This window comes from Pseudomonas sp. BS-2016 (assembly GCF_001806145.1).
GTDB classification, from domain to species: Bacteria; Pseudomonadota; Gammaproteobacteria; order Pseudomonadales; family Pseudomonadaceae; genus Aquipseudomonas; species Aquipseudomonas lundensis.
Map to the genome: position 1 here is coordinate 74,390 of NZ_MLCT01000037.1, position 22,134 is coordinate 96,523.

Consider the following 22,134-nt stretch of genomic DNA (forward strand, 5'->3'; position numbering starts at 1 on the left):
GTCAGGGTGTCAGCCATGACCGGCCCGGCAGATTTCAATCCGGATAAAGGAAAGCCACCATGAAAGCGCTCACCTACCAAGGGCCCGGCGAAAAAGCATGGGCCGACATCCCCAAGCCCGTCATCGATAAACCCACCGACGCCATCGTGCGAATCCTGCACACCACCATTTGCGGCACCGACCTGCACATCCTCAAAGGCGACGTGCCGGCCGTCACGCCCGGTCGCGTGCTCGGGCATGAAGGGGTCGGGGTGGTGGAAGCCGTTGGCCCGGCGATCCGTAATTTTAAACCCGGCGATCATGTGTTGATTTCCTGTGTGACGTCCTGCGGCAGTTGCCCCAACTGCCGGCGCCAGATGTATTCCCACTGCGCGGACGGTGGCTGGATCCTCGGGCACCTGATCGACGGCACGCAGGCGGAATACGTGCGAATCCCCCATGCCGATAACAGCCTGTATCCGGTACCTGCGGGCGCCGATGAACAAGCGCTGGTGATGTTGAGTGACATCCTGCCGACCGGCTTTGAAATCGGCGTGCTCGCTGGCAAGGTCAAACCAGGCGACAGCGTGGTGATTGTCGGGGCGGGCCCAGTGGGCATGGCTGCGTTATTGACGGCTCAGTTCTACTCCCCAGGGCAACTGATTATGGTCGACGGCGACAGCAACCGCCTGGAAGTGGCCAAGCGGTTCGGGGCGACGCATGTTATCGACATCAAGACCGAAAATGCCGTTGAGCGGATTTTTGAATTGACCGGCGGGGTGGGGGTGGATGTCGCCATTGAGGCGGTGGGCATCCCGGCCTCGTTCGACACATGCCAGTCAGTGATCGCACCGGGCGGCAATATTGCCAACGTCGGTGTGCATGGCAAGAGTGTCGAGTTGCACCTTGAGAAGTTGTGGATTCAGAACATCAATATTTCAACGGGGCTGGTTAATACCAACACCACGCCGATGCTAATGAAGACCGTGCAATCGGGAAAAGTAGACGCGGGGAAGTTGATTACGCACCGTTTTGCACTTAACGACATTCTTCAGGCCTATGAAGTGTTCGGCAACGCCGCCAAGGAAAAAGCCATGAAAGTGATTCTTTCGCAATAAAAGATCTTTTAAACATCAGCAACCGTTATAGAGCCGTACGGTTGATTTGCAGGCGACAAGGGTGTGAGTGTGTATAAAGCAGGCTCACACCCGCCGTTGTGCGCGCATATAAAAAACAAGTGTCCCGGGGATGGGTACCTGACGAAAGCTGTGGATTTTGAATTCACAAGTCATTAATTTCAATGAATTATATTTTTCTTTCTAATGTTATTTTTTATTCATCATGCCTTGGCTTTTTTGACAGGTTCGCCAACCGCAACTATGTTCCTTGCGGCGGAACTCACGTCATTGCCATTTTTGATAATAGGGAAATATTCATATGAAAAAGCACCTTCTGATTCTGGGTACAGCAAGTCTGGTTGCACTTTCCACGCTCGCGCAGGCTGCGGATACCAAGCAACCAGTATCTCAGTGGACGTGTGAAAGTTTCCTGGCCGTGGATGATAGCTTCCGACCTACAGCCGTAGGGTTGGGCGAAGCGGTCAACAAGTCGGGCAAAGTTGAAGATGCTGTACTGGACGTCGCAGGTGTCGAGAAAATTACACCGCTGATCGTCACCGCCTGCGAGAAGGATAAAAAGGCCAGCTTCGTGCAAAAACTGAAGGAAGAATGGGCGAAAGTTAAAAAAGACGTCTGACCCTCTGGCCTGTACTTGCTGCGAGTACAGGCCTTCCCTGATCCCATGTCCACGTGCAAGCTCTCCCTCGCACTAAATCTTCTTTGAATTTCTCTGTCTGCGTACGTTCTACATCCTTGCAGCCGCGCTTCAGCGCTTCAGGCCGTAGTAGACTGCCCGCGTTGTGTCTTTATTTGTCAGGGGAATCTTATGTTAATCAGGTCATTGGCCGAGCTTGATCGCATTCGAGACGAGTGCAAATCCATGGTGACCAAACGGTCAGCGGTCTCTGCGGGTGCGGCGGCCGTACCGATCCCCGGACTCGACATCGGCACCGATGTGGCCTTGCTGGTGGAGATGCTACCTGCCATCAACAGTAAGTTCGGTCTCACCCCGCAGCAGATCGAACAACTGGACACACGCTCCAAACGCCTGATCGTGGTGGCAGCGTCTGGCATCGGCAGCGAGATCATCGGCAAGTTTGTCAGCCGCACGCTGGTCATGTCATTGCTGCGCAAGATGGGCGTTAAAGTGGCCACCAAGTCCATCACCCGTTTCATTCCGCTGGTCGGGCAAGCCGTGGCGGCCACCATCAGCTTTGGCGTCATGAAAATGGTCGGCAACGATCACATCGAGGACTGCTACCAAGTCTGCCGTCAGGCGTTGCTGGATGAAGCCAAGCAGTCCACGGTCATCGAGATCGGGCCCGAAGATTACCGCCACGTTGACTCACCAACTCACCCGTAGACCCAGGGTGCCGCTGAGTCCTTCCTGGTTACGGCTGTCAATGTTGCTGCTGTAATCCGTACTCGCATAGACACTGACCGCAGGGTGAAGGCGGGCGACAATGCCCGCGCCGATGTCCACGGTGCTGGCGGTGTGGTCCGTGCGGGTTACGGGCTGGCCGTCATAAAGGGTGGCGTCACGGCCGCCGAAGCTGTGCCACAGGTTACTGCGCAGATAAGGCTCAACCGGGATGTTGGCGACTTCATAAGCGCCAGTCAGGCGTGCACCCACACGACCTTTCAGGTAGTCCTGGCTGTCGAAACCCACTCGCGAAATGCCATCATTGGCGCTGTCCATCGACACCCGCTGGCCAATGAGTTGCGCTTGCGGCTCGATTTGCCAGCGGTCTGACAAGGCAAGCGGGTAGCCCGCTTCAACGGACAGGCTGACACCATGCCCGTCAAGATCCAGCCTGGCCCCGCGTTCTGAACGGCTGCGTCCATCAAACCGGGTGCCCATAGCCACAACGTCAAGGTAGGCCGATTGCGGGCTGATCAAGGTCCAGTAAGCCCCCAGGCTGTCGCCATCGAGCCGAATATCACCGGCCTTGTTGTCCTTGAACCCCAGATTGAAGCCGCGCACGTCACCGTCCAGGCGCGCGTGGCTGACGAACACCCCGACGCGTTGCCGATAACCGTTGGCCTGCTCATGCCCATACAGGTCGTGACCGACTTGATAGCCGTTGATCGAGCCATCGAAACTCGGTGCAACCGTGCCCGACCAGCTCTGGCGCACCGCATTGCCGAAGGCACGGACCCAGCCTGCGGGCACCGCGTCTTTTTCTGTCAGCAGATGCTGATTGCCCTGACGCTCATGAAACGTTCCCAAGGTGGTCTGTGCCAGAAGCGCTGCGGCAGGTGGCACCACGGCATACAGCGGCACCTCCTGGCGGTACAGCACAATGCTTTCACCCGGCGCCGCCACCGGCAGCGGCGGTGTGCCTGCCGCCGGTGTCGGCGCCACAGGCGGTAAAGGGGGTTGTGGGGTCGGTTGTCCAGGCACCGGTTGCTCCGGCACGGCGGCCACAGCAGGTGGAGTGACCACTGAAGAACGCAAGAACCAGCTGTTTTCACTGCCCGCCGTAACCCCACCCTTGAACAGGTAGTACTGATAGGCGCCTGCCGACAGGGGTTGACCCAGGGTGAACGCCCCCGCACTGCTCACAGCGCCTTGATTAGCTTCTACAACCTGAATGCCATTGGCTGCCGTCAACGCGCCCGTACCGCCCACATTGGTCACGTTGATCGACGTGGTGCCGCTAAGGGTGCCTGAGGAGACGACCAGTGCGTCCGAGGCGGCGTTGTCGCCAGCCAACACGCTGTGCAGATTGAGTCGCGCGCCGTTGCCGGTGTAGTTGCCTACAATCGTCAAACGGTCCGATGTCGATGTGCCATTGGTTGTCAGGTCAATCAGTCCGGCGTTGTTCACCGTGACGTTTTGCCCGCTGGCAAACGCTTTTATCACGCCCTGGCTGGACTCGACCCGGCTGGAGGCATCAAGGTTGAACACGCCCGTGCCACTTGTGCTGTCGCCCAGCGTCAGGGTGTCGTTGAGTGTCAGGCGCGAATCTCGGGTGAGGTTGATGGTTTCCCAGTTGATATAACGGGCGCCGGTCTCAGGGGCGCTGTTCTCGATACTCAGGCTGTCGGTGCCGAGCCCGCCATCAAGGGCGGGGGTGGAAGACAGGAGCGTTTCGCTGAGGTTGGCCAGTAACGCCGTGTCGTTATCCTCGCCCATCAAGACGGCGCCCTTGATCAGGCCTGCGTCACGCCAGACGAAGCGGTCATTGCCGAAACTCAGGCGAATTTCCCCGCCGACTGTGCCGCCCGTCACGGTGACGTCATCGTCGCCACCGCTGACGCTGATATTGCCCCCGATGCTGCCCCCCGACAGGATGATCGAATCCCGGCCAAACCCGGTGACCAGATTGCCGATGATTTGACCGCCAGACATGTCGAAAATGTTGTTGTCGAGCTTCATGTCGACCCGGCCGATACTGCCGCCGGTCATGTTGGCCACATCCCCATCTTCAAACGCCCCCACGATGGTGCCGCCGGTCATCAGGAAGGTATCCCGGCCGTCGCCCTGGGCAAGCGACTGGATCTGCCCGCCGCTCATCACAAAGTCATCAATGCCATCGCCTTGATTGACGACGCCGGTGATCAGCCCGCCATGCACCGTGATGCTGTCAGCCCCCGCCCCGAAGGTCACCGGGCCATTGATGCTGCCCGTGCTGTTGACGGGCAGTACCAGCGCGTTGTTACCCGACAAATCGATCAGCGAAGGCGCCGTGCCACTGTCACAGACGAAGCTGTCGTCACCGGCCGTGGGGCTGAACGTGCAGGCGGCATGGGCGTCATGCACAGCAAGGCTGAGCAGCGAGAGGGTGAAAAGCTGGCATTTTAGGCTGCGGGTCATGGGCACCATCCTGAAGCGATTCAAGGTTCCATCGAAACGCACCATCTCTGCGGATGGTCGAACTTAATGGGGTTATAAACCCATTGAATGCCCCGGATAAGCTGTCAAAAGTGACAGCTTGTGGTGCTCATGTTTGCGCTGTTTACTGGCAGGCTCGATCAACCTGCTCAACCATCAGCGATAGCAGGCCAGATTGACGGGGCTAGCGGGCTGCGCTAAAGCGTTTAAAACGAACCCTCTTGCTCGGGGATGATCCAAGTGTCATCGGTTCACGGCTAAAGGAGCGCCTCATGAAACCCCTCGTCTACGGTCTTTTGCTGTTGTTGACCAGCTGTGGCGTCACCGCACAGGCAGAATCTGGCAATCGCGCCCCGGTATTGGCGCAGAACACGGTCCAGACCACTCCGGCGCCCCCTGACAACACCTTGCGGCGTATCAACCCCAATAGCCGCCAGGGCAGCACCTCCAGCGCTCCACCCGTGCGCGGAGCCACTACCTTGCCAACGCCCCCTGTGCCAAGCCTCGAAAATGGCCAGATCCGCAACGGTTATCCGCGCCCCACAACACCGCCCGCGACACTCAAGCCCACGGCGCCGTCACTGCAACGGCAAAACACGCGTTAATCACACAAGGATTGGCAGATGCTGAAGAAAACCCTGCTGGTAACGCTGTGCGCCACGTCATTGTGCACGGCAACACTCACGGTCCATGCGCAGAACTTTTCGTCTGAACAGGGCGCACTGACAGTGGATACGGTCATCGGTGGCCTCAACCACCCTTGGGCACTGGCTTTTTTGCCGCAAAGGCAAGGCATTCTGGTGACCGAGCGGCCGGGCAATCTGCGGGTTGTCAGCCCCGACGGCAAACTTTCGGCCCCCCTCGGTGGCGTGCCGCAGGTCTGGGCCAAGGGCCAGGGCGGGTTGTTGGACGTCGTGCTATCGCCCAACTTCGCTAGCGATCGGCTGGTGTATTTGTCCTACGCCGAAGGTGGCGAAGAAGAGGGCAAGGCCGGCACCGTTGTAGGGCGTGGGCGGCTGTCAGACGACCTCACCAAGTTGAGCAATTTTGAAGTCATTTTTACGCAGGCGCCCAAGCTCTCTACCGGCAACCACTTCGGCTCACGCCTGGTGTTTGACCGTGACGGATATTTGTTTATTGCGCTGGGTGAAAACAACCAACGCCCGACCGCACAGGATCTCGACAAACTTCAAGGCAAAGTCGTGCGGATTTTCCCTGACCGGCGCGTGCCGGATGACAATCCCTTTGTCGGTCAAGCCAAGGTGCGCCCCGAGATCTGGTCCTACGGCCATCGCAACCCGCAGGGGGCAGCTCTCAACCCCTGGACCGGGGCTTTGTGGGCCCATGAGCATGGGCCAAAAGGCGGGGATGAAATCAACCTGATCGAACGCGGCAGCAACTATGGCTGGCCCATCGCAACCCATGGCATGGATTACTCCTCCACACCTATTCAGGAAGCCCAGGGTTCAGCGGTCGAAGGCATGAAAGGCCCGATTCATGTCTGGGAAAAGTCACCCGGCATCAGTGGCATGGCATTTTATGACGCCGCGCGTTTCAAGCCCTGGCAGCACAATGTGTTCATTGGCGCATTGGCTGACCGCAACCTGATCCGCCTGCAACTGGAGGGGGACAAAGTCGTGCATCAAGAGCGCCTGCTGGGCGAATTGAACTCGCGGATTCGCGACGTCCGGCAAGGTCCGGACGGTTATCTGTATGTGCTGACCGATGAAAAAGACGGTGCGCTTTATCGCGTGGGTCTGCAGTAGCGTGAATACAGCTGCGGGCGCCACTCCGTATGGCCGTGGCGCCCCATAAGCCGTTACTCGGCAACGGCCTGCTTGATTTGCTTGGAGGCCGACCAGATGCGATAGCGCACTTCAATGTCCTTGGGCACGTACAGCACGATCGGTAACTTGCTGTTGTAACGCAGCATGAAACCATCCCCCACGACCGGCACGAATTCAGCGTGGGTTTTGCCTTCAGGGCAGGCCATCAGCGTTGTCGCCGGGCCGCTGACCTTGTTCAGGCGATACATAGGGTAGCCCCAGCCTTTGAGCGTCTTCTCTTCCAGCTTGCCGCCCAGGCGTTGCTTGTTGCAGTCCACTTGCAGGGTCTTGCCGGCAATGATCTGGACTTTGTAATCGTCTTCATTTTTCTGCGTCGGCAAATGAATGACTTGTCGGCTAAAGCCCTTATCGGCTTTAGGGTAGGGCGCCACGTCTTCCAGTTTGGCGGCGTTGGCAACGCCGCTCAGCGTACTCAACGAAAACAACAGTGCCGCGCTGATGACCAGTGGTTTCATGATGTGTCCTTAAATTCAGTGCAGAAAGAAAGCGTCCGGTTGGATCACGAAAACACCGGAAAGTGCCATAGTTTTGCCATGAGCGCGGTTTTGTTGCAAACCGGGTCATCGTCACGTGCCGTCATCGGGCCTGCGATCATCAAAAACGCAGGCAATTGCCCAGACACGGGATAGATCGCTTCTCGCCAGTGTCGAAGTGCCAGTAAACTGCGTTTTTTCCTCCGAATCATTTATTTCCCGAGGTTTTCATGACACTCAGTCCTCTTGCGGGCAAACCGGCTCCAGCCCACTTGCTGGTCGATATTGCGCGACTGGTGACCGCTTATTACACCGGTCAGCCCGATGCCAGCATTGCGACCCAGCGCGTGGCGTTCGGAACGTCCGGTCATCGCGGCAGCTCGTTTGAGTTGAGTTTCAATGAGTGGCATGTCTTGGCCATCAGCCAGGCCATTTGCCTGTACCGTCAAGCGAAGGGTATCAATGGCCCGCTGTTCGTCGGCATCGACACCCACGCGCTGTCGACCCCGGCCGGGGCGAGCGCGCTGGAGGTTTTTGCCGCCAATGGTGTCGAGACCATGATTGCCGCCGCTGACGAATACACCCCGACCCCCGCCATTTCCCACGCCATCCTTTGCTATAACCGCGGGCGGACGTCTGGTCTGGCGGATGGCGTGGTGATTACGCCTTCGCATAACCCGCCTGAAAGTGGCGGCTTCAAATACAACCCGCCCAACGGTGGCCCGGCGGACACTGACGTCACTAAGTGGATCGAAGCTAAAGCCAATGAATTGCTGGCTGCCCGCTTGTCGGGGGTCAAACGGATCAGCTATGAGCAAGCGCTCAAAGCCAGTACCACGCACCGTCACGATTACGTGAATACCTATGTGGCTGACCTGAAAAACGTCATCGATATGGATACCCTGCGCCACGCCAACCTGCGCCTGGGGGTTGACCCGCTGGGCGGCGCAGGCGTGCGCTACTGGTCAGCAATCGGCGAGCATTACGGCTTGAACCTGGAGGTCGTGAACACCGCCGTCGACCCGACGTTCCGATTTATGTGCGTCGACTGGGACGGGCGAATCCGCATGGACCCGTCCTCCAGCTATGCCATGCAAGGCCTGATCGGCCTGAAAGAACGCTTTGATGTGGCCTTTGCCTGCGACCCGGATCATGACCGCCATGGCATCGTGACCCCGTCGGGTGGGCTGTTGGCGCCGAACAATTACCTTGCCGTGTCCATCGACTACCTGTTCCGCAATCGCCCGCAATGGCGCGCCGATGCGGCCGTGGGCAAAACCGTAGTCAGCAGTGGCTTGATTGATCGGGTGGCCGCGCGCCTTGGGCGTCGTCTGTACGAAGTCCCCGTGGGCTTCAAGTGGTTTGCCGATGGGCTGTTTGAAGGCTCGCTCGGCTTTGGTGGCGAAGAAAGTGCCGGGGCATCGTTCTTGCGGCGCGATGGCAGCGTCTGGTCGACCGACAAGGACGGCTTGATTCCGTCTTTGCTGGCTGCAGAAATGACGGCACGCACGGGGCGTGATCCGTCGCAGTTGTACCAGCAGATGACCGACGATCTGGGCCAGCCGTTCTCAACCCGCGTAGACGCCAAGGCGACGCCCGCGCAAAAGGCGCTGTTGGGCAAGTTGTCCCCGGAACAGGTCAAGTCGACGACCTTGGCCGGGGAAGCCATTACCCAAATCCTCAGCCATGCCCCCGGCAATCAGCAGGCCATAGGTGGCTTGAAGGTCATGACCGAAAACGGCTGGTTCGCGGCGCGTCCTTCGGGCACTGAAGACATCTACAAGATTTACGCTGAAAGCTTTATCAGCGACGCGCATCTCAGCCGACTGGTTGAAGAAGCTCAAGTGCTGGTCGATGCCGCTATCGCCTGACCCCACTGCAAAAAAAAGCCTGATCCCTTTGCGGGGACCAGGCTTTTGCGTAAGGGGCGGGGCTCAGCCCTGGGTGTCGAGTTGCACCCCTTGTTGCATCTGTTCGTTGCACGCTCGTGCTTGTTGCAGCATCGCCTCGAAGGGCGCGCTCATGATCGCGTCATGGCTCAGCCAACTGTGTTTTTGCGTCACTGAATACAGGTAGCGGTACTCACCTTTATTGCGCTGGCTGCTCAGTTCCAGGTCGAACCAGGGCGAGTTGACCGTGCAGGTGGCGATGACCTTGGCCACCTTGGCGCCCGAGAGGGTGATGTCGTAAGTCATCTTTTCCGGATCGCCCAGGTACAAATCCGCCAATTGCCCGGTGCGCCGATAGTTCATCAGGCTGTCCCAGCGCTCGCTCATGAAGGCGGGTTTATACATGAGTTGCCCGCCCAGATTCTCCAACGGGCGCAGGTTGGTCAGGCTGGCGTGAACCGTGTAACGCTCCGGGACCACGAAACCGGTTTTTTCACGGGTGATGTTGCAGTCGCTGATCTCTTTGCCAAAGTTGTTACACAGGTTCAAGTCTGTGGCCGAGACCCCGGAATCGGTGTCGGCATAGCTCAGTTGCATCAGCATCATTTGCCCCATCTGCACCTGCGCCGTGGTGCGCGCCTGGCCTTCGCGATTGAAGTGTTCAAACTTCTTGACGTCCATGCTCACCGTGGCGGGGGCTTCGGGGATGTGTTCCTGACGCACCGTGCCCTGTTCATCGATGACCAGCGCCCAGCGGTCCTGGATGTCCGGCATGCTGCGCCCCGGCATGAACACCGGATTGGTCGGGTCCAGCCACCAGACGTGGCCATTGACCTCGGCACGCACGATGGCGTGGTTGGCCGAGCTGGTGCCGGGCAGCAACAGGCCCAGCGGGTTCGTACCCCGGCTGACCCAGGTGGTCTGCGCGTGGATGCCGCTGGCTTTCAACAGGGCCGTCAGCAGCACCGACAAATCCTTGCAGTCGCCGTACCCGCGCGCTTCGATCTCACTCAGGCTGAAGGGCACATACCCTCGGTCGGTGGCGCGCCAGTCGCCCATGTAGCGGTATTGATCATGGATATAGCGCATCAAGCCCGAGACTTGCTGTTCAGGCGGCAACCCCTTGAGCCCTGCGACGGCTTTTGCGGCGCCGTCAGGCAGGCGCGCAGCAAGGATGTCGTTGTAGCGCTTGGCGAGCGGGCCGAAGTGATCCTGTAACTGGCTGGAGCTGCCGATTTCAAGCCGCGGCACCTGGCGGATGTAACCATTGTTGGCTTCGTTGATGTAGTTCACAAAGCGCGGTTTCTTTTGCTCGACCACCAGGGTTTTGTGATCGGCCGACGGGGTGAAGGTGAAGTCCTCCATCAGCTCGCTGCGCCAGACAATGGGCTGCTCGGCGGTGAACGTGCCTTTGAACACATCGGTGCGAACCGGGCTCGGGCCGAAGGTCAACGCGTAATGGAAGTGCTCCATCAACGGTTTGGCCGTGGTGTGTTCGCGCACGGTATAGGTGATGGTCGTACCGACGCGCAGGTTGGGAAACGCAATGGAGGTTTGTTTGGCCCGCAAAAAGCCCTGATCCGGGTTGGGAGCCATGCGCGTGTCGATTTGCGATTCGGCCAGTGGCTGCGGTTGGCCACCGGGCTGGACTGAGTGGGCGTCGATAATCTCCAGCCGGTCCGTTTCAGGGAAGCTGAAATCAATGCGCGACAGCATCTCTCGCCCATTGTTGGTCAGGATCGTGTAGCGGTAGGTGGTGCTGCAGTCGCTGCTGGTGTCTCTGTTGAAATGGCACGTTCGTTGTGTTTCACCGGCCAGCGCAGCGTCTGACTCGGGTTGCAATGCCGCGAACGACGGCAGGCTGACCATCCCCAATGTTGCGCAAATCAATGATTTGCTGAAAGTAAAGCGGTGCATGAGCGCCTCAGGTTATTCCCTTAAAACAGCACCCTGCTACGTTTTATTGGTCGTTGAATGGCGGTGGAGGGTGCTGCGCGAGCGGCGGATGATAATCGATCTCAACTGTAATTTCTATATTGTCGGACAATTAAAATCGATGAAAGGCCCGAGATAGAGCCTTCGCTCTATTTTTAGGCGGCGGGTAGGGGCTGGCACACGTCGACCCACTGCGCATTAACCAGCGCCGCGAGCCGGCTGGGACATATCTTCACGGCCGTGTGCGTGGCCCCGGCGGCGGGCATGACTTCGGTGTAGCTTTTCAGGGAAATGTCGCAGTACACAGGCAGCGCTGTCGCCAGCCCAAAAGGGCACACACCACCGACGGGATGACTGGTGAGTGCCACCACGGTTTCGGCATCCAGCATTTTGGCTTTGCTGCCCAGGGCCTCTTTGATTTTTTTGTTATCGATCCGCGCGTCACCCCGGGCGACCAACAGCACATTGCGCTCACCGACGCGAAAGGCCAGGGTCTTGGCGATCTGACCGGGCTCGACCCCGTGGGCTTCGGCGGCCAATGCGACCGTCGCCGTGCTGGTGGCCAATTCGATGATGTGCAGGTCGGGGGCGTTGGTGCTGAAGAATGCACGGACGGATTCAAGGCTCATCGGGCTTCGCTCCTTAAGATAAAAGCCTGAATCTAGGGTCTGTTCCCGTTTCATTGCAAGCGATGAAACGGGAACAGACCCTTGTGAGGCCGCAGGCGCAAGGTCAATGCGCCTTGCGGCGGTGTCGCGCTTAGATGTCCAGGCAGATTTTGCCGAAATGTTGGTTGGTTTCCTGGTATTTAAAGGCTTCGACGATATCGGTCAGTGGAAAGTGACGGTCAATGACCGGGCGCATGCCGTTGGCATTGATGGCGCGGATCATGTCTTGCTGCTGGCTGCGGCTACCGACCAGCACGCCTTGCAGGCGCACTTGTTTGACCAGCGCAGGCACGAAGTCCATGGCGCCGCTGACACCGCTCAAAATACCAATGATCGAGATGTGACCTGCAACGCGCACGGCAATCATCGACTGTTCGAGGGTCGCGGGGCCGCCCACTTCAATGATGTGATCGACGCCACGGCCACCGGTCAGTGCCCGGGCTGTCTCACCCCAACGGGTGTCTTTGCGGTAGTTGATGACGTGGTCGGCGCCCAGCGCTTTGAGGCGCTCCAGCTTCTCGTCGCTGGAGGAGGTGGCAATCACCGTGGCACCGGCCATTTTCGCGAATTGCAAGGCAAAGATTGAAACCCCGCCCGTGCCCTGTACCAGCACAGTATCGCCAGGCTTGAGCGAATCGTCGGCCATCAGCGCGCGCCAGGCCGTGAGGCCCGCGGTGGTCAGGGTCGAGGCTTCAGCGTGGCTATAACCGGTCGGTGCCAGCGTGAACGCGGTGGCTTTGGCTGTCACTTGCTCACGGGCGTAGCCGTCAATGCCATCCCCCGGCACGGTGACAAACCCTTCCACCTGCGGCGTGCCATCAATCCACTCGGGGAAGAAGGTGCTGACCACCGAATCGCCGACCTTAAACTCGGTCACGTCCGGGCCAACCGCGATCACTTCACCGGCGCCATCGGCCATCGGAATACGCTGTTCAGTCGGCCCCCACATGCCGCTGACGACGGCGAAATCGTGGTAGTTCAGGGAGTTGGCATGCAGGCGCACAGTGATTTCGCCGCCTGCGGGCGCGCGCACTTCGCTGCTGCCGACCACCACGTTGTCGTAGCCACCACCGGGTTGGACGAAAATGGTTTTAGTGCTCATGGACAGTCCTCATATTTTTACATTACGCAAAACGACGAAATGTATAGGTAAAAATTACAACTCGATTTTCAGCCTAGCCGCAAAGTCATCAATCGCCTGCTCGTTGCGCCGGTAATAGGTCCACTTGCCGATGCGCGTGGTCAACACAAAGCCGGCACGCTGCAAGATGGCCAGATGCGCCGAGGCGGTAGAAGGTGAAAGCCCTGCCTTGTGCTGCAAGTGCGTCACGCACACACCGATCGCAGGATCGCCGTGATCCTGTGGCGGAAAATGGGTCAGTGGGTCTTTGAGCCACTCCATCATTTGCATGCGAGTGTCATTGCCCAGCGCTTTGAGCTGTTCGAGAATCATGGGCGGCGATATTACGCCTTTTAACGAAATGTTCAACCCGTCGTCTTGATCGGCGGGGCGCGGCAATGGCGCGCAGGCGGGCCGGATGTTTTGCAATTCAAAGGTCAATCCTGTATTTGTTGCGCCATTGAGCCTTGGCCAAGGCTCGCCTGTCTTATGAACCTGCCCCTCAGGAACCATGATGCCTAACCAGTTCCCCGCTGTTCGCCCGCGTCGTTTGCGGCGCTCCCAAACCCTTCGCGACATGTTCCAGGAAACCGAATTCAGCCTTAATGACCTGGTGTTGCCGATTTTCGTCGAAGAAGAGATCGACGACTTTGTGCCGATCACCAGCATGCCGGGCGTCATGCGCATCCCTGAGTCGAAACTGGCGGGCGAGATCGAGCGGTACGCGCGGGCCGGTATCAAGTCGGTGATGCTGTTTGGCGTTTCACACCATCTGGACGCCACCGGCAGCGATGCCATGCGTGAAGACGGGCTGGTGTCGCGCATGGTGCGCATCAGCAAAGACGCAGCACCGGACATGGTGGTCATGAGCGACACCTGCTTTTGCGAATACACCTCCCATGGCCATTGCGGTGTGATGCACGACCATGGCGTGGACAACGACGCCACCCTGATCAATCTCGGCAAGCAAGCCGTGGCCGCCGCGGCGGCGGGCGCTGACTTCATCTCGCCTTCGGCCGCGATGGATGGCCAGGTGCAAGCGATCCGCAGTGCGCTGGACGGCGCCGGTTTTCTGGACACCTCGATCATGGCGTATTCCACCAAGTTCGCCTCGGCCCTGTACGGCCCGTTCCGCGAAGCCGGCGGCAGCGCGTTGAAGGGCGACCGCAAGTCATACCAGATGAACCCGATGAACCGCCGTGAGGCGATTCGCGAGTCCTTGCTGGACGAGCAGGAGGGCGCTGACGTGTTGATGGTCAAACCGGCCGGGGCGTACCTGGACATCATTCGCGACATCCGTGAAGCCTCGCGTTTGCCACTGGCGGCGTATCAGGTCAGCGGCGAGTACGCGATGATCAAGTTCGGCGCCCAGGCGGGAGCCATCGATGAAGCCCGCGTGGTGCGTGAAAGCCTGGGTTCGATCAAGCGTGCCGGCGCCGACATGATCCTCACTTACTTTGCGATGGACCTTGCCCTGCAAGGCATTTAAATCGCCAGCGGCGAACCGCGCACCCGCGCAGTTTGCCGCCATTTACACCTTTCTTGACGTCCATCAATAACGCTGCGGCGCTTTTTGTCATATTCCTTAGGGTTGATTTTTCCTCGCGTGCGAGCGGAAGTTGGCTATGGTCATTAGATAAAAAAGCCTGAGCGTATCCTGTCACCGTGAGGCGGGAACGACTCTGTATCCGGCATAGCGCACGGATGTTGAGGAGATTTATGGACGTCGGCAGAAGACAGTTCGTCAAACTTTGTACGGCCGGTGTAGCCACGGCCACCGTTGCATCACTCGGGTTTTCCCCCGGACTTGCTCAAGCAGATCCCTCCCGCCAATACAAACTGCTACGCGCCAAAGAAACCCGTAACAACTGCACCTATTGCTCGGTGGGTTGCGGGATTTTGATGTACAGCCTGGGCGACGGTGCCAAGAACGCCAAAGCACGTATTTTCCATATTGAAGGCGACCCGGATCACCCGGTCAGCCGTGGCTCGCTGTGCCCCAAAGGCGCAGGCCTGATTGACTTCATCTACAGCGAACAGCGGCTTAAATACCCGGAATATCGCGCCCCCGGCTCCAACGAGTGGCAGCGCATCAGTTGGGACGACGCTATTACCCGCATCACCCGGTTGATGAAAGACGACCGGGACGCCAACTTCATTGAAAAGAACGCTGACGGTGTGACGGTTAACCGCTGGTTGACCACAGGCATGTTGTGCTCGTCGGCGGCCAGTAATGAAACCGGGTTTCTCGATCAGCGTTTCACCCGTGCGCTGGGCATGCTCGGTATCGATTGCCAGGCGCGGCTGTGTCACGCACCGACTGTATCGGCCCTGGCGCCGACGTTGGGCCGTGGCGCGATGACCAACAACTGGGTCGATATCAAAAACGCCAACGTGGTGCTGATCATGGGCGGCAACCCCGCCGAAGCGCACCCGGTGGGGTTCAAGTGGGTGGTCGAAGCCAAGATCCGTAATGGCGCCAAAGTCATCGTGGTCGATCCGCGCTTTAACCGCAGCGCTGCGGTGGCTGACCTCTATTCACCGATCCGCGCCGGGTCTGACATTGCCTTCCTGATGGGCATGATCAACTATCTGATCACCCATGACCGAATCCACCACGAGTACGTGCGGGCCTACACCAACGCGCCCCTGATCGTGCGGGACAGTTACACCTTCGAGGAAGGTCTGTTCAGCGGTTTTGATCCGGCCAAAAAGCAATACGACCGTAGCCAATGGATGTATGAAGTCGATGAAAACGGCTTCGCTCGCCGTGACGAAACGTACAGCCACCCGCGTTGTGTGTGGAATCTGCTTAAAGCGCACGTCAGCCGTTACACGCCAGAGGTCGTAACCGATATTTGCGGCACCCCTAAAGAAGACTTTCTGGAAATTTGCCGCATCATCGGTGAAACCAGTGTCCCGAACCGCACCACCACCTTCCTCTATGCGTTGGGCTGGACTCACCACTCCAGTGGCGTGCAGATGATTCGCGGCGCCGGGATGATCCAATTGCTGCTCGGTAACATCGGCATGGCGGGCGGCGGGGTCAACGCCTTGCGCGGCCACTCCAACATTCAGGGCTACACCGACATCGGCCTGCTGTCATTGCGGTTGCCGGGCTACATGAACCTGCCCAGTGACCAGCAAACCGATCTGGCCACCTACCTCAAGCAAACCACGCCCAAAGCCCTGTTGCCCGAGCAGGTCAACTACTACCAGAACACGCCCAAGTTTTTCACCAGCATGATGAAAACCTTCTGGGGCGATAACGCCACGGCGGCCAACGACTGGGGGTTTGACTGGCTGCCCAAGTGGGACAAAAGTTACGACGTATTGCGCTATCTGGAGATGATGTACGACGGACAGGTCAACGGGTACATCGCCCAAGGCTTTAACCCGATCGCGGCCTTCCCGGACAAAAACAAGGCCAGCGCTGCGCTGTCCAGACTCAAATACTTGGTGATCATTGACCCGCTGGTCACTGAAACGTCCAGTTTCTGGAAGAACTACGGCGACGAGAACGACGTCGACACCGCCAGCATCCAGACCGAAGTCTTCCGCTTGCCGTCCTCCTGTTTTGCGGAAGAAAACGGCTCCATCGTCAACTCGGGCCGATGGCTGCAATGGCACTGGGCAGGCGCGGCACCGCCCAATGAAGCGTGGCATGACGGCAAGATTCTGGGGCATCTGTTCGTCAAGCTGCGTCAGATGTATGAGCAGGAAGGCGGCGCCAACCCTGCGCCGCTGTTGAACATGGCATGGAATTACCGTGACCCGCTGGACCCTACGCCCGAAGAAGTGGCGCAAGAGGCCAACGGTTTTGCGCTGGAAGATCTCAAAGACGCGCAAGGCAATGTCACCGTGCGCAAAGGGGAATTGCTCAGCGACTTCTCGCAATTGCGCGACGACGGCACCACCGCCAGTTTCAACTGGATTTTTGCCGGGTCCTGGACCCCGCAAGGCAACCAGATGGCACGCCGCGACAACGCCGACCCCTCTGGCCTGGGCAGCACGCTGGGCTGGGCCTGGGCGTGGCCACAAAACCGCCGCATTCTGTACAACCGCGCGTCGGCCGATCCGCAAGGCAAGGCCTGGGACCCTGAGCGCAAAATCATCGAATGGAACGGCCAGCGCTGGACCGGCATCGATGTCCCGGACTTCCCGGCCACTTTGCCACCCAGCAGCAAGGCCAGCCCCTTCATCATGCTGCCCGAGGGGGTAGGCCGTTTGTACGCTATTGACACACTGGTAGACGGGCCATTCCCGGAACATTACGAGCCGACAGAATCCCCGACCGGACGCAACCCGTTGCACCCGAGCACGGTGTACAACCCCACCGTCCGTATTTTTCCTTACGACCAGACACGACTGGGGACGGCCGAGCAATTCCCTTACGTTGCCACCACGTACTCGATCACAGAACTGTTCCGCCACTGGACCAAGCACTCGCGTATCAACGCCGTGTTGCAGCCGGAACAGTTCATCGAGATCGGTGAAAACCTGGCGAAGAAAAAAGGCATTGTCCAGGGTGACTGGGTCAAGGTCAGCACCAAGCGCGGCTACATCAAAGCCAAAGCCGTGGTGACCAAACGTATCCGCACCCTGCAGGTGGGCGGGCAGGAGGTCGACACCATCGGCATCCCGTGCCATTGGGGGTACGAAGGGGAGACCCGCAAGGGCTACCTGGCCAACACCCTGACCCCGGCCGTGGGCGATGCGAATGCGCAGACGCCTGAGTACAAGGCTTTCCTTGTCAACGTGGAAAAGGCGTAAGGGAGAAAGCTCATGTCCATGCAATCCCAAGACATTATCAAGCGCTCTGCCACCAACAGCCTGACGCCACCCCCGCAGGTGCGTGACAGTGAAGTGCAAGTGGCCAAGCTGATCGACGTCACCATCTGCATCGGCTGCAAGGCCTGCCAGGTGGCGTGCGGTGAGTGGAACGACCTGCGCGACGAGGTGGGCCATAACGTGGGGGTTTATGACAACCCGGCGGACTTGTCGGCCGAAACCTGGACCCTCATGCGTTTCGACGAAGTGGAAGACGAAAGCGGCAAACTCGAATGGCTGATCCGCAAGGACGGCTGCATGCACTGTGCGGACCCCGGCTGCCTCAAGGCGTGTCCTGCGCCGGGGGCGATCGTGCAATACGCCAACGGCATCGTCGATTTTCGCTCCGATCACTGCATCGGTTGTGGCTATTGCATCGCAGGCTGCCCGTTCGATGTGCCGCGCATCAGCAAGAAAGACAACAAGGCCTACAAGTGCACGTTGTGCATTGACCGCGTGAGCGTTGGGCAGGAGCCAGCCTGCGTTAAGACGTGCCCGACCGGGGCCATCAACTTCGGCAGCAAAGCCGACATGAAACACCTGGGCAATGAACGGGTGGCCGAACTCAACACCCGCGGCTTCGCGCATGCTGGGGTCTATGACCCGCAAGGCGTGGGCGGCACCCACGTGATGTACGTCTTGCAACATGCCGACAAGCCGCAGCTGTACCACAACCTGCCGGCCGATCCACGGATCAGCAATGTGGTCGAAGGCTGGAAAGGCTGGCTCAAACCTGTCGCCGCCGTGGCGTTTTTTGCCACCCTGGCGGGCACGCTGTTCCACTACGTTGGCGTAGGACCGTTGACCACCGATGAGTCGGACGACGAGCTGGACGCTGACAAAAAAGCGCCCGCGTCCACGGAACAGGAGAAGCACCCATGAACCCGAAAAACATGATCCTGCGTACCCCGTTTGCCGAGCGCCTGTGCCATTGGCTAATGGTCATTTGTTTCATGCTGGTGGCGCTGTCGGGGTTGTCGTGGTTTTTCCCGTCGATGAGCTGGCTGAGTCATGTGTTGGGCACCCCGCAACTGGCGCGCATCCTGCACCCGTTCCTGGGGGTGGTGGTGTTTTTGGCGCTCATGTTCCTGTTCGTACGACTTGTGAAGTACAACCTGCCAGAACCGCAAGACCGCCTGTGGTTCGCCAACGTCAAGGATGTGCTCAAGGGACGCCATATCAAGTCGTTGCAGGTGGGCAAATACAACGCGGGGCAAAAGCTGTTGTTCTGGGGAATCATGAGCCTGATCACGCTGCTGCTGATCAGCGGCGTGTTGATCTGGCGTCCTTACTTTGCGCCGTTCTTCCCGATTCCGGTGATCCGCGTCGGGGCGCTCCTGCATTCGTTGACCGGCATTTGCCTGATTCTGCTGATTATTGGCCACGCCTACATGGGGTTCTGGGTCAAAGGCTCGATTGGCGGCATGGTCACCGGTTACGTCTCGCGCAAGTGGGCTAAAACCCACCACGACCGCTGGTTTAAACAGATTGATTCCAAGAAGGACCACCCATGAGCAGCATCAAGCTGACGCCGATAGAAACCCCCACCGGTGGCATCGGCCGGATTACGCCCTTGTTGCTGCCCACGCTCAAACAGCACTATCAGCGACGCGCCGCGCGTTTGCAGGCGCTGGCCATTGACCATCCAATGGCCGATTACCTGACATTTGTGGCGCGCCTGGTTCAGGCTCAGCAACAGGTGTTAGAACAGCACCCGTTGCCCGCGTCGCTGGTCGAGGCAGCCACGGCGCGCATGGGGCAACTGTTGGCACCGCTGGATTACGTCAGCCTGCCGCGCGACCACTACTGGCAACAGGCATTGCGGGCATTGCTCGATCAGTTGCCCCAGGCCACTGATGCCGTGCAAGAGGTGGTTGAGGGCTTACGCGATACCTCGGCCGAGCAACTGGAACGACAGGCCAGCGCACTGCTAAGTGGCCATCACAGCGAAGTTGGCAGTGGCCGGGCCCTGTTTATCTGGGCGGCACTGTCCTTGTATTGGACGCAACTGGCCGCGCAATTGCCCGCCAGCGGCCATGCTGACTATGGTGAACATCGTCAGTTTTGCCCGGTCTGTAACAGCGAGCCCTCGACCAGCGTGGTGTTAGGCGGCGCGCACAATGGGTTGCGGTATTTGCATTGCCGATTGTGCGAAAGCCGCTGGCACATGGTCAGGGCTAAGTGCAGCAATTGCGAACAGACCGGCCAGCTCGACTATTGGTCGCTGGACAGTAAAGAAGCCAGCATCAAGGCTGAAAGCTGCCTGGACTGTCACAGCTACCTCAAGGTGCTGTATCTGGACCGGGACTCTACCCTCGAAACCTTCGCTGACGACCTGGCCTCACTGATGCTCGATGCCAAAATTGAAGAGCAAGGGTTTGCCCGCAGCGGGTTGAACCCATTTTTGTTCCCCGGTTAACCGATGACACTGGAGGCATTGATGCCGTGTGTACGCTTGCAACGCATCCTGATCACCAACGACGACGGGATTGACGCTCCCGGCCTTGCGGCACTGGAAGCCGTGGCCCATCAATTGGCTGACGAGGTCTGGGTGGTCGCCCCCGATCACGACCAGAGCGGTATATCGACAGCCATCAGCATTCACCATCCATTGCGGATCACGCCACGCGGGGAGCGACGGTTTTCGGTCTCCGGCACACCCGCAGATTGTGTCGCTGTGGCTTTGCGCCAGTTGATGGCGACTGCGCCACAGCTCTTGCTTTCAGGTATCAACAAAGGCGCCAACCTGGGGGTTGAAACGCTCTATTCCGGCACGGTGGGTGCGGCCATGACCGGCCTGCTGATGGGCGTGCCCTCCATTGCCTTGAGCCAGTATTTCACCCGTCGCGATGGCGTGCGCTGGGACACTGCCCGCACCCTGGCGCCCGCTGTCATACGTCAGTTGCTGGGCAAAGGCTGGGAACAGTCCGCGTGCTTGAACATCAACTTCCCGGATGTCCCGGCAGATGAGGCGGGCCCGGTGTGCATCACCCGGCAGGGGGCAGGGCGGATGGAAGGCATCGCCGTCCACGAGCGCACGGATTTTCGTGAGGCCACTTACTATTGGCTCAACATCACGCGGCATGCCCAAGCTGAAGCGGCTGACACCGAGACTCAAGTGGTCACCCAAGGCGGTATATCGGTGACACCGTTGGCGTTTGACCGTACAGCGCTGGCATTGCGTGATCAGTTACAGCGTGCCGTGGACGCTTAAGCCCAATTCGCCGGGTCATTCACCGTGGCCTGGTGTGCTTGCAGCATGCCGGGGATTTCCTGCTTGAGAAATTCGACCCAGGTTTTGACTTTGGCATCCAGAAAACGGCGAGAAGGGTAAAGCGCGTAGATGCTTTTCTCGTGCAGCCGGTAATGCGGCAACAGACGCACCAGGCCTTTGCGTTTGTAGGAGTCCACGGCGACGTAATCGGGCAACAGGCAGACGCCGAGCCCCGCTTCAGCCGCCTGGGCCATGGCTTCTGCGACATTCACCTGAAACACCTCGCCGGGCCGCACCGACTGCTCGCCCTGTTCGTCGCGAAATACCCAGCTATCGGTAAACATCGGATCGACCAAGTGCAGGCAACGGTGCTCAGCAAGGTCGTCCGGTTTTTGCGGAATGCCGTATTGAGCGAGGTAGGAGGGCGCAGCGCTGATCACGCTGGAGATGGTGCCCAGGGCCTGACCCACCAGCTCGGAATCCGGCAGGTGTGAAGACAGGGTGATGACCACGTCATGCCCTTCTTCGAGCAAGTCGGGCTGACGTTGCGAAAGGGTTAAATCCACATTGACCTGCGGGTACAGCTGCGCATAGCGCGCCACCAGCGGAGCCAACAATTGAATGCCTATGCCGGTGGTTGATTGCACACGCAAATGACCACGGGGCGTTAAATGCGCGCCTCCGGCTTCAGCATTGGCGTCTTCAACTTCGCTCAAAATCAGGCGGCACCGTTCCAGGTAGCGGGAGCCGACTTCAGTCAGCGCCAGACGGCGCGTACTGCGTTGCAGCAGTCGGGCTTGCAGTGAGGCTTCAAGTTCAGACAGCAGGCGAGAGGTCTGCGCGGTGGAGTAGCCCAATGCCTGAGCGGCAGCCGTGAAGCTGCCGGTTTCGACCACCCGCACGAAAACACGCATCGCCTGAAAAATGTCCATCCTGATGATTACCCCACACGTCAGCGTGTTTTTTTGTGGCGCAGATGATTACACAGGCGGGGAAAATATGCCGCTTTGACATCACCGGGCGTTTTTACTGACGCTCCGCACCTGCCGCTGCCTGATAGGGGCCTGGATATTCAGGCGAGTCAGTGACTAAAGGATTGATCCAAACAGACAGCGTTTTGGATCCATTGTTTATATAAGCCAGAAGGCGCGTCTTTTACCGTTGATCAAAAGGCTGTCGTAGGAAGTTTCCGTGTTTCAGGTAATAAATCTTCTTTCTGAATG

19 protein-coding genes are annotated in these 22,134 nt (G+C 58.9%); 12 read left to right on the forward strand and 7 right to left on the reverse strand.

All coding sequences use genetic code 11. The features are described 5' to 3' along the window. Positions 1-59: 59 nt before the first annotated feature. The 3 genes from BKD70_RS20215 (at position 60) to BKD70_RS20225 (ending at position 2,460) form a co-directional block, all read left to right on the forward strand. Positions 60-1,097, forward strand: coding sequence for a zinc-dependent alcohol dehydrogenase family protein (locus BKD70_RS20215; RefSeq protein ID WP_047274696.1), 1,038 nt, complete (start codon positions 60-62; stop codon positions 1,095-1,097). A gap of 319 nt (positions 1,098-1,416) precedes the next feature. Beyond that, on the forward strand, positions 1,417-1,734 hold the full coding sequence (gene hdeA, locus BKD70_RS20220; RefSeq protein WP_047274695.1) for an acid-activated periplasmic chaperone HdeA: 318 nt from the start codon (positions 1,417-1,419) through the stop codon (positions 1,732-1,734). A 189-nt stretch (positions 1,735-1,923) separates the two neighbouring features. Continuing rightward, entirely contained in the window at positions 1,924-2,460 is a 537-nt protein-coding gene (locus BKD70_RS20225) for a hypothetical protein (protein WP_047274694.1), read from the forward strand. Here BKD70_RS20225 and BKD70_RS20230 read toward each other — a convergent pair. Further along, a complete protein-coding gene (locus tag BKD70_RS20230) occupies positions 2,443-4,917 on the reverse strand; it encodes an autotransporter outer membrane beta-barrel domain-containing protein (RefSeq protein ID WP_047274693.1) in 2,475 nt (824 codons plus the stop codon). The genes BKD70_RS20225 and BKD70_RS20230 overlap by 18 nt on opposite strands. A gap of 290 nt (positions 4,918-5,207) precedes the next feature. On the opposite strand from BKD70_RS20230, the gene BKD70_RS20235 reads away from it, so the two are divergent. After that, complete coding sequence (locus BKD70_RS20235) at positions 5,208-5,540, forward strand: hypothetical protein (protein WP_052892163.1); 333 nt, start codon at positions 5,208-5,210, stop codon at positions 5,538-5,540. Positions 5,541-5,558: 18 nt separating this feature from the next. Then, the gene (locus BKD70_RS20240; protein WP_047274692.1) at positions 5,559-6,701 is read left to right on the forward strand and encodes a PQQ-dependent sugar dehydrogenase; all 1,143 of its coding nucleotides are present in this window, start codon (positions 5,559-5,561) and stop codon (positions 6,699-6,701) included. A 53-nt stretch (positions 6,702-6,754) separates the two neighbouring features. On the opposite strand, the gene eco is transcribed toward BKD70_RS20240, so the two are convergent. After that, a complete protein-coding gene (gene eco, locus BKD70_RS20245) occupies positions 6,755-7,237 on the reverse strand; it encodes a serine protease inhibitor ecotin (RefSeq protein ID WP_047274691.1) in 483 nt (160 codons plus the stop codon). 248 nt (positions 7,238-7,485) lie between these two features. On the opposite strand from eco, the gene pgm reads away from it, so the two are divergent. Further along, positions 7,486-9,126 carry a phosphoglucomutase (alpha-D-glucose-1,6-bisphosphate-dependent) gene (gene pgm, locus BKD70_RS20250; RefSeq protein WP_047274690.1) on the forward strand — a complete coding sequence of 547 codons (1,641 nt, stop codon included), beginning with the start codon at positions 7,486-7,488 and terminating at the stop codon, positions 9,124-9,126. Positions 9,127-9,189: 63 nt separating this feature from the next. Here the strand turns inward: pgm and BKD70_RS20255 are convergent, their stop codons facing one another. From BKD70_RS20255 to BKD70_RS20270, 4 genes are all read right to left on the reverse strand, one after another. Next, positions 9,190-11,061 (reverse strand): DUF3857 domain-containing transglutaminase family protein, encoded by a 1,872-nt coding sequence (locus BKD70_RS20255; protein WP_047274689.1) that lies wholly within the window; start codon positions 11,059-11,061, stop codon positions 9,190-9,192. Between the two features lie 173 nt (positions 11,062-11,234). After that, entirely contained in the window at positions 11,235-11,708 is a 474-nt protein-coding gene (locus BKD70_RS20260) for a YbaK/EbsC family protein (protein WP_047274688.1), read from the reverse strand. A 130-nt stretch (positions 11,709-11,838) separates the two neighbouring features. Beyond that, a complete protein-coding gene (locus tag BKD70_RS20265; protein WP_047274687.1) occupies positions 11,839-12,849 on the reverse strand; it encodes an NAD(P)-dependent alcohol dehydrogenase in 1,011 nt (336 codons plus the stop codon). 54 nt (positions 12,850-12,903) lie between these two features. After that, positions 12,904-13,200: a helix-turn-helix transcriptional regulator gene (locus BKD70_RS20270; RefSeq protein ID WP_047274754.1), complete on the reverse strand. Its 297-nt coding sequence runs from the start codon at positions 13,198-13,200 to the stop codon at positions 12,904-12,906. Between the two features lie 181 nt (positions 13,201-13,381). On the opposite strand from BKD70_RS20270, the gene hemB reads away from it, so the two are divergent. From hemB to surE, 6 genes are all read left to right on the forward strand, one after another. Further along, positions 13,382-14,356, forward strand: coding sequence for a porphobilinogen synthase (gene hemB, locus BKD70_RS20275; RefSeq protein WP_047274686.1), 975 nt, complete (start codon positions 13,382-13,384; stop codon positions 14,354-14,356). Between the two features lie 230 nt (positions 14,357-14,586). Continuing rightward, a complete protein-coding gene (gene fdnG, locus BKD70_RS20280) occupies positions 14,587-17,640 on the forward strand; it encodes a formate dehydrogenase-N subunit alpha (protein WP_080960324.1) in 3,054 nt (1,017 codons plus the stop codon). Between the two features lie 18 nt (positions 17,641-17,658). Next, positions 17,659-18,579, forward strand: a complete 921-nt coding sequence (gene fdxH / locus BKD70_RS20285) for a formate dehydrogenase subunit beta (protein ID WP_275941152.1) — start codon at positions 17,659-17,661, stop codon at positions 18,577-18,579. Beyond that, positions 18,576-19,211, forward strand: a complete 636-nt coding sequence (locus BKD70_RS20290) for a formate dehydrogenase subunit gamma (protein ID WP_047274684.1) — start codon at positions 18,576-18,578, stop codon at positions 19,209-19,211. Before fdxH ends, BKD70_RS20290 begins: the two co-directional genes overlap by 4 nt. Beyond that, a complete protein-coding gene (gene fdhE, locus BKD70_RS20295; protein ID WP_047274683.1) occupies positions 19,208-20,116 on the forward strand; it encodes a formate dehydrogenase accessory protein FdhE in 909 nt (302 codons plus the stop codon). Before BKD70_RS20290 ends, fdhE begins: the two co-directional genes overlap by 4 nt. A gap of 21 nt (positions 20,117-20,137) precedes the next feature. Further along, entirely contained in the window at positions 20,138-20,911 is a 774-nt protein-coding gene (gene surE / locus BKD70_RS20300) for a 5'/3'-nucleotidase SurE (RefSeq protein WP_047274682.1), read from the forward strand. Here the strand turns inward: surE and BKD70_RS20305 are convergent. After that, positions 20,908-21,843, reverse strand: a complete 936-nt coding sequence (locus BKD70_RS20305) for a LysR family transcriptional regulator (RefSeq protein WP_047274681.1) — start codon at positions 21,841-21,843, stop codon at positions 20,908-20,910. The two genes, surE and BKD70_RS20305, sit on opposite strands and share 4 nt — an antisense overlap. Positions 21,844-22,134: the final 291 nt, after the last annotated feature.

Excerpts from the sequence above, each read along its gene's own strand:
- BKD70_RS20260 (WP_047274688.1), bottom strand. The coding sequence starts at position 11,708 with ATGAGCCTTGAATCCGTCCGTGCATTCTTCAGCACCAACGCCCCCGAC.
- BKD70_RS20290 (WP_047274684.1), top strand. The coding sequence starts at position 18,576 with ATGAACCCGAAAAACATGATCCTGCGTACCCCGTTTGCCGAGCGCCTG.
- BKD70_RS20235 (WP_052892163.1), top strand. The coding sequence starts at position 5,208 with ATGAAACCCCTCGTCTACGGTCTTTTGCTGTTGTTGACCAGCTGTGGC.
- fdhE (WP_047274683.1), top strand. The coding sequence starts at position 19,208 with ATGAGCAGCATCAAGCTGACGCCGATAGAAACCCCCACCGGTGGCATC.
- BKD70_RS20225 (WP_047274694.1), top strand. The coding sequence starts at position 1,924 with ATGTTAATCAGGTCATTGGCCGAGCTTGATCGCATTCGAGACGAGTGC.
- BKD70_RS20265 (WP_047274687.1), bottom strand. The coding sequence starts at position 12,849 with ATGAGCACTAAAACCATTTTCGTCCAACCCGGTGGTGGCTACGACAAC.
- hemB (WP_047274686.1), top strand. The coding sequence starts at position 13,382 with ATGCCTAACCAGTTCCCCGCTGTTCGCCCGCGTCGTTTGCGGCGCTCC.
- pgm (WP_047274690.1), top strand. The coding sequence starts at position 7,486 with ATGACACTCAGTCCTCTTGCGGGCAAACCGGCTCCAGCCCACTTGCTG.
- eco (WP_047274691.1), bottom strand. The coding sequence starts at position 7,237 with ATGAAACCACTGGTCATCAGCGCGGCACTGTTGTTTTCGTTGAGTACG.
- BKD70_RS20230 (WP_047274693.1), bottom strand. The coding sequence starts at position 4,917 with ATGACCCGCAGCCTAAAATGCCAGCTTTTCACCCTCTCGCTGCTCAGC.
- BKD70_RS20255 (WP_047274689.1), bottom strand. The coding sequence starts at position 11,061 with ATGCACCGCTTTACTTTCAGCAAATCATTGATTTGCGCAACATTGGGG.
- BKD70_RS20270 (WP_047274754.1), bottom strand. The coding sequence starts at position 13,200 with ATGATTCTCGAACAGCTCAAAGCGCTGGGCAATGACACTCGCATGCAA.
- fdxH (WP_275941152.1), top strand. The coding sequence starts at position 17,659 with ATGCAATCCCAAGACATTATCAAGCGCTCTGCCACCAACAGCCTGACG.
- BKD70_RS20215 (WP_047274696.1), top strand. The coding sequence starts at position 60 with ATGAAAGCGCTCACCTACCAAGGGCCCGGCGAAAAAGCATGGGCCGAC.
- BKD70_RS20240 (WP_047274692.1), top strand. The coding sequence starts at position 5,559 with ATGCTGAAGAAAACCCTGCTGGTAACGCTGTGCGCCACGTCATTGTGC.
- BKD70_RS20305 (WP_047274681.1), bottom strand. The coding sequence starts at position 21,843 with ATGGACATTTTTCAGGCGATGCGTGTTTTCGTGCGGGTGGTCGAAACC.
- fdnG (WP_080960324.1), top strand. The coding sequence starts at position 14,587 with ATGGACGTCGGCAGAAGACAGTTCGTCAAACTTTGTACGGCCGGTGTA.
- surE (WP_047274682.1), top strand. The coding sequence starts at position 20,138 with ATGCCGTGTGTACGCTTGCAACGCATCCTGATCACCAACGACGACGGG.
- hdeA (WP_047274695.1), top strand. The coding sequence starts at position 1,417 with ATGAAAAAGCACCTTCTGATTCTGGGTACAGCAAGTCTGGTTGCACTT.